Source organism: Myroides sp. A21 (genome assembly GCF_000807225.1).
Classification (GTDB): Bacteria; Bacteroidota; Bacteroidia; order Flavobacteriales; family Flavobacteriaceae; genus Flavobacterium; species Flavobacterium odoratimimum.
Genome location: NZ_CP010327.1, coordinates 2,263,790 through 2,277,559 on the forward strand (window position 1 = coordinate 2,263,790; position 13,770 = coordinate 2,277,559).

The following is a 13,770-nucleotide window of genomic DNA, read 5'->3' on the forward strand; positions in this document are numbered from 1 at the left end:
TTATTATGTTGTTTTGATAGGGCTAATATAAAAAAAGACCACAATAACTTTGTGGTCTTTTATATAAACGAAGCTTAGTCAGCTTATTATTTTACTTTTCTAGTATCTAAGTTACCGAAGTACATTTCTTGGAAACTTTTAATCACTCCGTGATCGATACGTTTGTAGAATGTTTTAGGATTAACTTCTTGAGTATTCTCATATCCACAAGCACTGATGAACTCTCCTAAAGCTTTCATTGTGTTTTTATGGAAGTTAGCAACACGCATTCTCTTATCTGTTACATCTAATCCTTTGTATAATGTCTCATCTTGAGTTGCAATACCTACTGGACAGTGACCACTATCACATTGTAAAGCTTGGATACATCCTAAAGCGAACATCATACCACGAGCACTATAACAAGCATCTGCACCTAAAGCCATTGTTTTAGCAATGTCAAAAGCAGAAATGATACGTCCTGATGCTAGTATTTTTATTTTATCTCTTAATCCGTTTTCGATTAATGTTTTATTAGCGAATACTAAAGCATCATTTAATGCCATACCCATGTAGTCAATAAACTCTAATGGCGCAGCTCCTGTTCCTCCTTCAGCCCCATCGATAGTGATAAAGTCAGGGTGAATACCAGTTTCTACCATTGCAGCTACGATATCTAAGAACTCATCTTTCTTACCAATACAGATTTTAAAACCAATTGGTTTACCATTTGATAGTTTTCTTAATCTAGCGATGAAGTGAACTAATTCAGTAGGGTTAGAGAAAGCTGTGTGTCCTGATGGAGAGTGTACTGTAGTGTGAGGAGTAATACTACGGATTTTAGAAATCTCTAGTGTATTTTTCTCAGCAGGTAAAAGACCTCCGTGACCAGGTTTAGCTCCTTGAGATAGTTTTAACTCAATCATTTTTACCTCTGGGTAGTTAGAACGCTCTTCGAATAAAGTATCGTCAAAGAAACCTTTTTCATTACGACATCCAAAGTATCCAGTACCGATTTGCCAAATTAAATCTCCTCCAGAACGGTGGTATTGACTAATACCTCCTTCTCCTGTATTGTGTGCAAAACCACCTATCTTAGCTCCTTCATTAAGAGCAGTAATAGCTTTTTTACTTAATGCACCATAACTCATCGCACTAATGTTGTAAACACTTGCACTATAAGGTTGGCTACATAAGTCGCTACCGATAGTAGTTCTAAAGTTTGTATCTGATATATGTTTAGGGTATACTGAGTGAGAAGCCCATTCGTAACCGATACGGTTAGGGTCATCTTGCATACCGAAAGAAACAGTTTGTTTCTCGTTTTTTGCTCTTTGATAAACAATAGAACGCTCACGTCTATTGAATGGTTTACCGTCTAATTCTCCTTCCCAAAAGTACTGACGCATCTCTGGTCTGATTGATTCAAACATATATCTGAATCGTGCAAAAATTGGGTAGTTTTTACGAATTGTATGTTTGTTTTGTATTTTGTCGATTATAGCAAGTGTTGCAAGAAAACCTGAAATAACGATATTTACTATACTAGCAGTTGATTGGTATAATACAAATGAAGTAATTGCGTAAATAAGGTAAAGGAAAACGACAGCCATCGTTAATTGTCCAAATGTAAACCGATTTAAAAATTTTTTGTGAAACATAAAATAGAATTTTAATGCAATCTTTTGTTGTTTAGTTTGTAATAGAATTAGCGTTTATTTTGTTATTCTTTTTCATAAGTTATTTTATGAAGATTGCCCTAATTTCTTAGTCTCAAATCAATCAATACCTTATGAAATTTACGAAGCAAAGGTAGCAAAGATTTTGAATTTACCTCGTTTTTGTAATTATAATTTTGTGAATATAAAGCCTTGAAAATATCATATTGATAATTTAATACTAAATTACTAGTAGTACTTTGAAAATATGCTATTTATCCTTTGATTATATACGCTTATTTCAATTTTAGATCTATTATCTTGTTCTTGTTTTTGAACTGTTCACTATATATACTTTGTTTCCCTGATGTAAAATAGGCTACAAAGCATACTACCGCTAGTAATATAGCATATTCTATGCCAAAAAGTTCTATGCCCATAAATGTACAAGCAAGCGGCGTTTTAGTAGCTCCAGCGAAAACAGCTACAAAACCTAATGCAGCCATTAGGCTTATTGGTAATCCTACATAAAGAGAGAGGTAACTACCTAGTGTCGCCCCTATAAAGAATAGAGGTGTAACTTCACCTCCTTTAAAGCCTGCCCCTAAGATTAATGTGGTGAAGACTATTTTTAGTATAAATACTTCCCAGTTCATTTGTATAGTGAAGGAGTCTACGATAGTTGGAACACCTAGTCCTAAGTAGCTTTCATTACCTATCGTATGGATTAAGAGTATAAAGAGTAGCGCTCCTATAAAAGGTCTTAGGGGAGGGTAGGTGATAGTTGTGGTAAATAGCTTTCCCCATTTTTGTAAAAACAGGATGAATAGATAAGCTGTTAGACCAAATACTACTCCTATTACTCCACATTTCAGTAACGTAGTTATAGTATGTGAGATAGGTATATCTACAGTGTATATGGTATGATGTATTCCCCAAGCGATACAAGTGTAATGACTTATATAAGCTGTCAGAATAACAGGTAATAGACTATTAAGTTTAAAATTTCTTAGGAGCATTAATTCGAATGCAAAGAAAATACCTGCTATTGGAGTTCCAAACACAGAGGCAAATCCAGCACTAACTCCCATCAGAAGAATAGTCTTTCTAGCTTCAGCACCTAGATGTAAGTATTTATTAAGTTGATCTGCTATAGTACCTCCCATTTGTACAGCAGTACCTTCACGACCAGCAGATCCTCCAAATAGATGAGTAACCCAAGTTCCTAATAGAACTAAAGGGAACATTCTAAATGGTATTGTCTTAGAAGGAGTGTGGTATTCTGATATGATTAGGTTATTCCCTTGATTAGCTTCTTTGCCATAGTAGTGATATAATAATCCTATTAAAAAACCACCAAGAGGTAAAACATATAATAAGTAAGTATGAGAGATTCTTAACTCTGTTACTTCTTCTAAGATATAAAGGAATAGGGCAGATATGCTACCTATTATTGTCCCAGAAAGGAGAATAGCAATGAACCATCTTATCAGTAGAGAAAAAGAAATATTTTTTGGATTAAAAGCTTGTTTAAAGCTTGAGAAATTTAAATGCATAGTCTATCATTCAGTTTTACGTTAGTATACTATTATGTTAGACGTCATCAGCATTCTATAGAGAAGCGGTTCGAGGCAGACATCATTGCCTATGATTTATAAGTCAAAGATATAAAAAAAGTCCGAGTTGAATAACTCGGACCTATTTTATTTTGTGTGTTTCTATTAAATATCGTCAAAACTAACATCAGTAAATGAACTTACCTCATTCTCTGACTGATATTCTTTTTTGAAATCTTTTTGATGTCTCTCAGAAATAACTTCTTCTCCCTTGTGATCTACTACGAATTGAGTCATCTCATCTAATATCTCTCTAAAAGCACCGAAATCCTCTTTGTATAAATAGATTTTGTGTTTTTTAAAGTGAAAAGATCCATCTTCTTCCGTGAACTTTTTACTCTCAGTAATTGTTATGTAATAGTCATCTGCCTTTGTAGATCTAACATCAAAGAAATAAGTTCTTCTACCCGCTCTTAGTACTTTTGAAAAAATTTCTTCTTTTTCTAACATTTCGTTATCTCTCATAATTCCTTCTTATCAATTAATTGATTTGTTCATATAGCATTCAAAAGTCTAAAAAAAAACTTAATAAACCAACTATTTATAATAATTCTTTTTCATTTAATTGTTTTTGGTATAACTCTCTATAGTATCCTTCAGTATGAATAAGTTCGTTGTGTGTACCCTGTTCTACGATTTGACCGTGGTCTAGTACGATTATTTGGTCTGCATTCTTAGCAGAAGAAACTCTGTGTGTGACAATTAGTGTCGTGATTTCTTTGCTGTGTTCTTCTAGATTTTGCAATATTTTCTCTTCAGTTTCTGTATCTACAGCAGATAATGCATCGTCTAAAATTAGAATAGGAGCATCCTTTATCAGTGCTCTAGCGATAGAAACACGTTGTTTCTGACCTCCGGATAGCGTAAGCCCTCTTTCTCCTAGCGTAGTGTTATATCCCTCATTGAATTGAGTGATATTATCGTGTACAACAGCCTTTTTAGCTACTTCGATGATTTCTTCTTCAGTAGCATCTTCTTTACCAAATCTAATATTGTTACTGATGGTATCAGAGAATAAGAAAGCATCTTGAGGTACTACAGCGATACTGTTTCTCAGATCCTTTAGATTACAGTCTTTGATAGGTGTGTTATCTATATAGATATTTCCGCTAGTGACATCGTACATTCTACTGATTAGCGTAAGTAGAGTAGACTTACCAGACCCCGTTTTACCTAATATAGCAAGTGTCTTTCCTTTTTCTAAAGTAAAAGAGACGTCTTTTAGAGCCTGTATACCTGTATCTTCATAAGTGTATGACACTTTGTCAAAGGTGATATTCCCTTCTACGTTAGTTGGGTTAGGATTCGTATTGTATATCTCAGGTTGTTCGTTTAAGAATTCATTGATACGCTTCTGAGAAGCTTCTGCTTCTTGGATCATTGAAGATACCCAGCCAATAGAAGCAATAGGCCATGTCAGCATATTAATGTACAGGATAAACTGAGCGATAATACCGATGTCTGGTATACTACCATTGAAGAACATTAAGGCTCCGACAGCGATCACTACTAAGTTACTTAACCCGATTAAGAAGATCATCAGAGGAGCTATTAAAGCACTAGACTTCGCTAAGTTTAAGTACTTGTCTTTACTCTCTTGTGTTAGTGTTCTAAACTCGTCTTGCTTTTCTTGTTCTATAGAATAAGCTTTGATTACTCTTATTCCAGAGAACATCTCTTGTGAGAAAGTAGTTAGTTTAGATAGATTAGCTTGGAAGATAGAACTTCTCTCATTGATCTGTTTACTTAATTTGTAGATAAAATATCCTAGCAATGGAAGTGGTACTAACGAATACAGGGTTAACTGTGGAGAGATTAAGTACATCTGTGTCAGTACTACAGCAAAACGGATTAATGTATTGATAGAGTACATTACAGCAGGTCCCACATACTGCCTTACCTTACCGACATCTTCACTGATGCGGTTCATTAAGTCTCCAGTTCTATTTCTTTTATAGAAACTCTGAGATAGCACCTCATAATGTTTAAAGACATCATTCTTTAAGTCAAACTCGATATGACGTGACATCACGATCAGTGTTTGTCTCATTAAGAAGGTTAGGAATCCTGCTATTAATGTAGTGATTAGTATCCACAGAATATTATTTAGTAGGATAGAGGTCACTTCCTCTTTGTCGAAGACAGTCATCTGTTCTAATGTACGGATAGAGTCCCCGACTAGTTTAGGGGTGTATAATGTAAATATCTGTGCTACTATAGTAATAATAACACCTATTAAGAAACGATATTTATATTTATAGAAATACTTATTTAATTGACTTAATGCGCTCATACTTGGGATAAATGCTATATAGAAGCATTTTTAATAATTGATAAAACTAGGCAAAAAAAGCTTGTCTAGCTTTGCAAAGATAAAGGATTATTAGAGATCCTAAATTTTAGAGTTTTAAATAAATTATTAAAATTCAAGTTAAATTATATAGTTCTATTAAATTTCTGATTTGATTAAAAGTATATTTTTATACCTTTGCCCTCGTTATACAAACAACATATAATTTATTTTTTTTAAAGTTCTTAAGTAGCATGTTAAACAGAAGACACATTCGTATAAAGGTTATGCAAACGCTTTATGCAATGCAACAAAGTAATTCTGAACAAATTCAGTCAGGAGAAAAGTTTCTAATCAATAGTATAGAGAATATACAAGATCTATACTTATTAATGATTACAACCTTAGTAGAGATTAGAAAAAAAGAAGTCGAGTATATCTCCTTAGCACAAAAAAAACATTTAGCTACTGCCGCAGAACGAAACCCAAGCAAGCGTTTTATCGAGAACAGAGTTCTAGACCTATTAGAAAGCTCTACTTCTATATCGAATAAGATAGAGGAGAAGAAGATAACTACATGGCAAGTACACGATAACTATATCCAAATGTTATTGGACGAAGTGAAAGAGAGTACTTTCTTTAAAGCTTATATGGCTAAGAGTGAAGTAACTTTTGAAGACGATCGTCAGTTCGTATGTGACATCTTTACAGAAGTTATCGCTCCTAATGAGAAAATCTATGAGTTCTTAGAAGATAGTAAGTTAACTTGGTTAGACGATATTCCTGTGGTGAATACCATGATCCAAAAACAACTTCGCAAGTTAAAAGAAAGAGATGTACAGTTCATCGTACCTAAGGTTTATAAAGATTCTGAAGACCAAGAGTTTGCTATTAATCTTTATAGAAAGACGATTTTGAACTTTGCAGAGTTAACAAAAGAGTTTGAAGATAAAACACCTAATTGGGACCCTGAGCGTATTGCAGAATTAGACACGATTATCTTGAGAATGGCTATCTGTGAATTCTTAAAATTCAGCTCTATTCCAGTAAAAGTGACAATTAATGAATATTTAGAGATTGCAAAAGAGTATTCTACAGCAAAAAGTAGTATTTTTATCAATGGAGTATTAGATAATATTTCTAAAGTTTATAACGAGGAGAATAGACTTAATAAAATCGGTAAAGGATTGCTATAACCTTTCTAAACTAAGTAAAGAACTATGAGAAAAATTTTATTATTAACATTAGGGTTAGCTTTTACAGTAGTTTCTTGTAAAGAGAACAATGCTGCTTCTAGCTTGATTGACAGAGAGAATGCAGCTAAAGTAGAAGGTACTAGAACTAATGGAGAGTATCCTGAGATTGTTTTTGACAGAACAGTACATGATTTCGGTAATATTGCAAATAATGAATCTGTAACTACTGAGATCGAATTAAAGAATACAGGTAAGGCTGATTTAGTTATTATTAATGCTACAGCATCTTGTGGATGTACAGTTCCAGAATATCAAAAAACACCTATTAAGCCAGGAGAAACTTCAAAATTAACTGTTAAGTTTCAAACAGGGGCAGAAGGACAACAACAAAAAACAGTAACTTTGGTTACGAATACAAAAAAAGGAAATGAGACACTTACGATTAAAGCTAACGTAGGTCTTCGTAGTAATTAATAATCTATAAATAATACCAAATGGAAAATTTACAACAATTTTTACCTATAGTTTTAATGTTTGTGGTAATCTATTTCTTAATGATTCGCCCACAACAAAAGAAAATGAAACAAGAGAAAGCTTATGAAGCTAGTATTAAAGTAGGTGATCGTATTGTTACTAAGTCTGGAATTCACGGTAGAATCAATGAGTTACACGAAACTACAGTAATTATCGAGACGATGGCTGGTAAGCTACAAATGGAGCGCTCTGCGATCTCTATGGAAATGAGTCAAAAATTAAATGAGAAGAAGTAATTCTCATTGCACTATAAAAAAAGCGTTATCAATATATTGATAACGCTTTTTTTATGTCTTTTTTTAGATGAAAATTACTTCTTAATCTTTTCGAAATAAGTAATCAAGTCTATCAACCTAGAAGAATAACCGATTTCGTTGTCATACCATCCTACTACTTTTACCATTTTGTCTAAGACAGAAGTGAGTTGAGAGTCGAATAGACACGAGTTTGTATTCCCTAAGATATCTACAGAGACTATAGGATCTGTAGTATAGGCTAAGATTCCTTTTAACTCTCCTTCTGCTGCTTTTTTGAATGCAGCATTGATTTCCTCTATTTCTACTTTTCTTTTGACGATACAGGTTATGTCTGTCAATGATCCATCCGGTACAGGTACGCGTATACCACCCCCACCAATATTGCCTTCGTATTCAGGAAATATTTTAGTCAGTGCCTTCGCTGCTCCTGTAGTAGTAGGGACTATAGACTGAGCAGCCCCTCTAGCTCTTCTCAGATCTTTATGAGGTTGATCGTGTAGACTCTGGTCAGTAGTATAAGAGTGTACTGTAGTGATATAAGCATGTTCTATACCACATAGTTCTTTAATTACTTTGACCATAGGAGCAGCATTGTTAGTCGTACAGCTCGCATTAGATATGATAAGTTCCTCTCCTGTCAAGATATTGTGATTTACACCGAGTACGATAGTCTTGATAACATTGTCTTCTGGTGGTACAGATAAGATGACACGTTTAGCTCCTTGCTGGATATGTTGCTCTAATAGGGGATAGGTTTTTCTACGTCCAGTAGCTTCTATGACATAGTCTATATCTAACGTTTTCCAGTCTAGACCAGATATCTCACTTTCTCTAAAGAATGCTATTTTCTTACCAGCTACGATGATATGGTCCTTGTCATAACTTACCTCTTTATTCAGTATACCATGTATACTGTCATATTTTAGTAGATGTGACATAGTCTGCGTATCAGCCAGATCATTTATAGCGACTACCTCTATGGTAGGATGATCTAAAAGGAGTTTAAAAAGGTTGCGGCCTATACGACCAAAACCATTTATTGCTATTTTTATTTTACTCATAAGTGTAAAAAGAAGAAGGTCGCGAAGAACGCGACCTTATTTATATTATAAAAGGTGTTTTTGCGCTCGGTAAGATGAGCGAACTAAGGCACCACTTTCTACGTGTCTGAATCCTAATTCTAGCCCTATCTTTTCGTATTTCTCGAATTGCTCAGGAGTGATAAACTCCTTCACAGGTAAGTGCTTTTTACTAGGCTGTAGATACTGTCCGATAGTTAATACGTCAAGGTTAACAGCTCTTAGATCATGCATAGTTTGGATTACTTCTTCTTCCGTTTCTCCTAGTCCTAGCATGATACCAGATTTAGTTCTATTCACTCCTTTTTCTTTTAAGTATCTCAGTACTTCTAGGCTTCGATCATATTTAGCCTGAATACGTACCTCACGAGTCAGTCTTCTAACCGTCTCCATATTGTGAGAGACAATCTCTGGAGCTACTTCTATGATTCTATCTATATTTCTCTCTATTCCTTGGAAGTCTGGTATCAGGGTTTCCATTGTAGTACCAGGGCTGATTCTTCTCACTGCTTGTACAGTTTCTGCCCAGATAATAGATCCTCCATCTTTAATGTCATCTCTATCCACACTAGTGATTACAGCGTGTTTGATAGACATTAATTTGATCGAGCGCGCTACTTTCTCTGGTTCATCCCAGTCCACCGTCTCAGGACGTCCTGTCTTTACACCACAGAATCCACAAGAACGCGTACAGATATTTCCTAATATCATAAATGTAGCAGTTCCTTCTCCCCAGCATTCTCCCATATTAGGACAACTACCTGAAGTACAGATTGTGTTCAGTTTATATTTATCTACTAAACCTCTAAGTTCAGTGTACTTCTTTCCAGTGGGAAGTTTTACACGAAGCCACTTTGGTTTAGCTTTAGGTTCTATATTTGAGTCTAAGATTGTATCCATAGTATGAGTTTATGAAAGTACAAATATACTTAATCTTAAGAGTTATACATTATTAATATATGCTAAAAGTTATCATGTTGTCACTGATTCATAATCTGTGACTTTACACTAGTGTATTTCTGTTCGCTATGTCCTTCTGTGTATGTGAAGAATCCCACCGTACACATTTGTTCTCATTGTCTTTCTCAGCTTTCGAAGAATCCATCCTACACATCCGCTCTTATTGTCCTTCTGAGTCTGCGAAGAACCCCATCCGATACATCTGATCCCGATGTCATTTGGCTTGCACTTTCTAGGGGTTTGCTAGGAGTATCCTTGGGGTTTGCTTGCCTAGAAGGCCATTTTGTCGAAGGAATGTGCAAGAATACCCCTAGCAATGTGCTAGTATAGTAAGACGAAATAGAAAAATTAGCTAGTGAGGGCTATAAGGTGATGATGAGTATTTACTAACGGTAGTTTTATTGGCGAAAATAACAAACTTTAAGACAAAAAAAATAAAAGTAGTGTTTGTATAATTTTGGCTGTTATTCCTTTGAAAAATAACAAGACAGGCTAGAATATGATAGCCGTAGAGTTTCTTTATTTTTTAAACAGTCTACGAAAAGGTTAGGAGATATTTTTTGGATTGATAAAAAAAGTAATGTTTTTTTGTATTAAGAGCAAGGAGTTTAAGGAACAATTCTATTTTATTGTTAAATGTGAATTATTTAAAATAAAAAGTTTATTGCTGATGTAAATTTAGTTATTTTTAAAAAACGCAGTATAAATTTGTGTAAAATGCGGAGAAAATATATATTCGCTATTATTTATTTTACAACATAATGGAAGATCAAATTAGAGAGACACCTGCAGACAAGTGGATTGCAAAACCCATGAGTAGATTCATGAGCAAATCTACATCTGGTGGGGTAGTATTATTTTTAGCTGCTGTATTTGCTATTTTTATGGCAAATTCACAATGGGCAGATGCTTACATGAGTTTTTGGGATGATAACCATATTGGGTTTTCATTAAATGATATGACTTTAAACCACTCTTTAAAACATTGGGTGAATGATGGTCTGATGGCTATTTTCTTCTTTGTGGTTGGTTTAGAATTAAAACGTGAGTTAACTACTGGAGAATTATCATCACCTAAGAAGGCGATGTTACCTATTATCGCTGCTATCGGTGGTATGGCTGTACCAGCTCTAGTATATATTGTGTTTAACGGAGGTACTGATGCAGCACATGGATGGGGAATCCCGATGGCTACAGATATTGCCTTTGCATTAGGAGTATTATATTTATTAGGTGATAAAGTGCCTACTTCGTTAAAAGTGTTTTTGACAGCGTTAGCGATTGCAGATGATTTAGGAGCAGTATTAGTTATCGCAATGTTCTATACAAGTGATTTATCTTTAGCTAATCTAGGTATGGGATTAGGATTCTTCGGATTATTAGTAATCAGTAATCTAGTGGGAATTAGAAACACGATATACTACGCGATCATCGGTATCGGTGGAGTGTGGTTATGCTTCTTATTATCAGGAGTACACGCTACTATCGCAGCAGTATTAGCGGCATTCGCTATACCGAGTACAGCGAGAGTACACGAGTCATACTTCGTAGCAAAATTAAACAAGTTAAGAGACCGTTTCAGTAAAATAGATCCAGACGATAAGATTCCTAATCTTACAGGAGATCAGATGGAATGTGTCCATGATATTAAAGATTTGGCTACAGATGCGTTACCAGCATCTATTCGTTTAGAGCACAGCATGCATAATTTCGTAGCATTCTTTGTGATGCCTGTGTTTGCGTTAGCTAATGCAGCTATTCCGATTAGTATCGGAGATGGTGGATTAAGTGCTGTGACATTAGGAGTAGCATTCGGTTTATTAGTAGGAAAAGTGTTAGGAGTATCAGGACTAACAGCGTTATTAATTAAACTTAAAATAGTAGCAATGCCTAAGGGGATGACGTATCTTAATTTATTAGGATTAGGATTCTTAGCTGCTATTGGGTTCACGATGTCGTTATTCGTTACTGAATTAGCATTTGATATCAATCTGCATCCAGAGTTCCCAGATCAAGCAAAATTAGGTATTCTAATTGCTTCAGGACTTGGTGGTATCATAGGATATGTACTACTATTTATGTGTGGTAAGAAAACGGGAGTTCAAGAAGAAGCCTAGTGATGATACTATAAAGATATATGGCTCTGTAAATTTAGTTTTACAGAGCTTTTTTTATTAATTAAAATGTAGTAGATGGTACTTAACAAATACTATATTTGCAACTTAATTCAAAACAGATATACAGAGTTACATGATTACAGTTAACGATATTTCAGTTCAGTTTGGTGGTACTACTTTATTTAGTGGTGTCAATTTTTCAATCAATGAAAACGACAAGATTGCCTTAATGGGAAAAAATGGGGCAGGAAAATCTACTTTATTAAAGATAGTAGCAGGAGCGAATAAACCTTCTACAGGGAATATCTCAGCACCAAAAGATGCTGTTATTGCTTATCTTCCACAGCATTTATTGACTGAAGATAACTGTACTGTAATGGAAGAAGCGTCTAAGGCGTATGCAAGTATCTTCTCTATGAAGAAAGAGATAGATGATATCAATGAGCAACTGACAGTGCGTACTGACTATGAGAGTGATGCTTATATGAAGCTAATCGAGCGTGTATCTGAGTTAAGTGAGAAGTTCTATTCTATCGAAGAGGTGAACTATGAGGCAGAGGTAGAGAAGATATTAAAAGGATTAGGTTTTACTAGAGAAGACTTTAATAGACCTACATCAGAGTTTAGTGGTGGATGGAGAATGCGTATCGAGTTGGCAAAAATCTTATTACAAAAACCAGATTTGATTTTATTAGATGAGCCTACGAACCATATGGATATCGAAAGTATCGAGTGGTTAGAAGACTTCTTAATCAACCAAGCTAAGGCGGTGATGGTTATCTCTCACGACCGTGCATTCGTAGATAATATTACCAATCGTACGATTGAAGTAACGATGGGTAAAATCTATGATTATAAAGCGAAGTATTCTGATTACTTAGTATTGCGTCAAGATAGACGTGCTCATCAGCTAAAAGCGTATGAGGAGCAACAAAAGATGATCGCAGAGACAACAGAGTTTATTGAACGTTTTAAAGGAACGTATTCTAAGACTTTACAAGTACAGTCTCGTGTAAAGATGCTTGAGAAACTTGAAATCATCGAAGTGGACGAAATTGATAATTCTGCACTTCGTTTGAAGTTTCCACCAGCAGCACGTTCAGGACAGTATCCTGTGGTAGTAAAAGAGATGTCAAAGTCTTATGGAGATCACGTTGTATTTAAAGATGCAAATATTGTAATAGAGAGAGGCCAGAAGGTTTCGTTTGTAGGAAAGAATGGTGAGGGTAAATCTACTATGATTAAAGCGATCATGAAAGAAATAGATTTTCAAGGTGAAGCTGAGATTGGACATAATGTACAGATTGGTTACTTCGCACAGAATCAAGCTTCTTTATTAGATGAAGATTTGACTATTTTCGAAACAGTAGATAGAATAGCAGAAGGAGATATCAGAACACAGATAAAAAATATCTTAGGAGCATTTATGTTCTCTGGTGATGATATTCATAAAAAAGTAAAAGTGTTATCAGGAGGAGAGAAAACTCGTTTAGCGATGGTGAAACTTCTGTTAGAACCTTATAATGTATTGATTCTGGATGAGCCAACGAACCACTTAGATATGAAAACGAAAGATATCATTAAAGAAGCTTTGCGCGACTTCGAAGGAACCGTGATTTTAGTGTCTCACGACCGTGATTTCTTAGATGGTCTTGCAGAGAAGGTATTTGAGTTTGGAAATAAACGAGTGAAAGAACACTTCGAAGATATCAAAGGATTCTTAGCACATAAGAAAATGGAGAACTTAAGAGAAATCGAAAAATAAAATCGTAAAAGAGCAGTCAGTAAGGATTGCTCTTTTTTTTGTACTCTAAAGTTTAGTTTGTGGATATTGATAGAGTGGCATATGTTTTGAGTTTTATTATTTTGATAAAATAGTTGTATTCTACATAGATACATAGTTTTAGATATAAGTAATGGGTTGATTACTACAGTGATGAGGTCAGTATTTTATATACGGTCTCTGATGCAGATGTTTTATTCAATAAATAAGACTGCTATATAGTGTACAGCTTATTGCTAAAAAGAGCGTTTAATCATTTTTAATTGTATTAAAAAAGTTTAAATTTATAGGTAATTTTACG

11 protein-coding genes and 1 riboswitch are annotated in these 13,770 nt (G+C 34.6%); of the genes, 5 read left to right on the forward strand and 6 right to left on the reverse strand.

The annotated features are described in order from the left end of the window. Positions 1-86 precede the first annotated feature (86 nt). From MYRA21_RS10335 to MYRA21_RS10350, 4 genes are all read right to left on the reverse strand, one after another. Complete coding sequence (locus MYRA21_RS10335) at positions 87-1,640, reverse strand: FMN-binding glutamate synthase family protein (protein ID WP_006256999.1); 1,554 nt, start codon at positions 1,638-1,640, stop codon at positions 87-89. Positions 1,641-1,933: 293 nt separating this feature from the next. Further along, entirely contained in the window at positions 1,934-3,193 is a 1,260-nt protein-coding gene (locus tag MYRA21_RS10340; protein WP_006256998.1) for a chloride channel protein, read from the reverse strand. Between the two features lie 31 nt (positions 3,194-3,224). After that, a riboswitch (Fluoride riboswitch) is annotated at positions 3,225-3,292 on the reverse strand. Between the two features lie 66 nt (positions 3,293-3,358). Continuing rightward, positions 3,359-3,718, reverse strand: coding sequence for a PUR family DNA/RNA-binding protein (locus tag MYRA21_RS10345; RefSeq protein WP_006256997.1), 360 nt, complete (start codon positions 3,716-3,718; stop codon positions 3,359-3,361). Positions 3,719-3,794: 76 nt separating this feature from the next. Then, a complete protein-coding gene (locus MYRA21_RS10350) occupies positions 3,795-5,546 on the reverse strand; it encodes an ABC transporter ATP-binding protein (protein WP_006256996.1) in 1,752 nt (583 codons plus the stop codon). 251 nt (positions 5,547-5,797) lie between these two features. Between MYRA21_RS10350 and nusB the strand changes: the two genes are divergently transcribed. From nusB to yajC, 3 genes are read left to right on the forward strand one after another with little or no spacing between them, the layout of a single operon-like run. After that, complete coding sequence (nusB, locus tag MYRA21_RS10355; RefSeq protein ID WP_006260725.1) at positions 5,798-6,739, forward strand: transcription antitermination factor NusB; 942 nt, start codon at positions 5,798-5,800, stop codon at positions 6,737-6,739. A 24-nt stretch (positions 6,740-6,763) separates the two neighbouring features. Then, complete coding sequence (locus MYRA21_RS10360; RefSeq protein ID WP_006256994.1) at positions 6,764-7,213, forward strand: DUF1573 domain-containing protein; 450 nt, start codon at positions 6,764-6,766, stop codon at positions 7,211-7,213. A gap of 20 nt (positions 7,214-7,233) precedes the next feature. Further along, positions 7,234-7,509, forward strand: coding sequence for a preprotein translocase subunit YajC (gene yajC, locus MYRA21_RS10365; protein ID WP_006256993.1), 276 nt, complete (start codon positions 7,234-7,236; stop codon positions 7,507-7,509). Positions 7,510-7,583: 74 nt separating this feature from the next. Here the strand turns inward: yajC and gap are convergent, their stop codons facing one another. Beyond that, on the reverse strand, positions 7,584-8,591 hold the full coding sequence (gene gap / locus MYRA21_RS10370; protein ID WP_006266485.1) for a type I glyceraldehyde-3-phosphate dehydrogenase: 1,008 nt from the start codon (positions 8,589-8,591) through the stop codon (positions 7,584-7,586). Between the two features lie 45 nt (positions 8,592-8,636). Then, complete coding sequence (lipA, locus tag MYRA21_RS10375; protein ID WP_006256991.1) at positions 8,637-9,509, reverse strand: lipoyl synthase; 873 nt, start codon at positions 9,507-9,509, stop codon at positions 8,637-8,639. Positions 9,510-10,330: 821 nt separating this feature from the next. Here lipA and nhaA point away from each other — a divergent pair. After that, positions 10,331-11,686 carry a Na+/H+ antiporter NhaA gene (gene nhaA, locus MYRA21_RS10380; RefSeq protein ID WP_039328956.1) on the forward strand — a complete coding sequence of 452 codons (1,356 nt, stop codon included), beginning with the start codon at positions 10,331-10,333 and terminating at the stop codon, positions 11,684-11,686. A 133-nt stretch (positions 11,687-11,819) separates the two neighbouring features. Beyond that, a complete protein-coding gene (locus MYRA21_RS10385) occupies positions 11,820-13,451 on the forward strand; it encodes an ABC-F family ATP-binding cassette domain-containing protein (RefSeq protein WP_006256989.1) in 1,632 nt (543 codons plus the stop codon). The last annotated feature ends 319 nt before the right edge of the window (positions 13,452-13,770 follow it).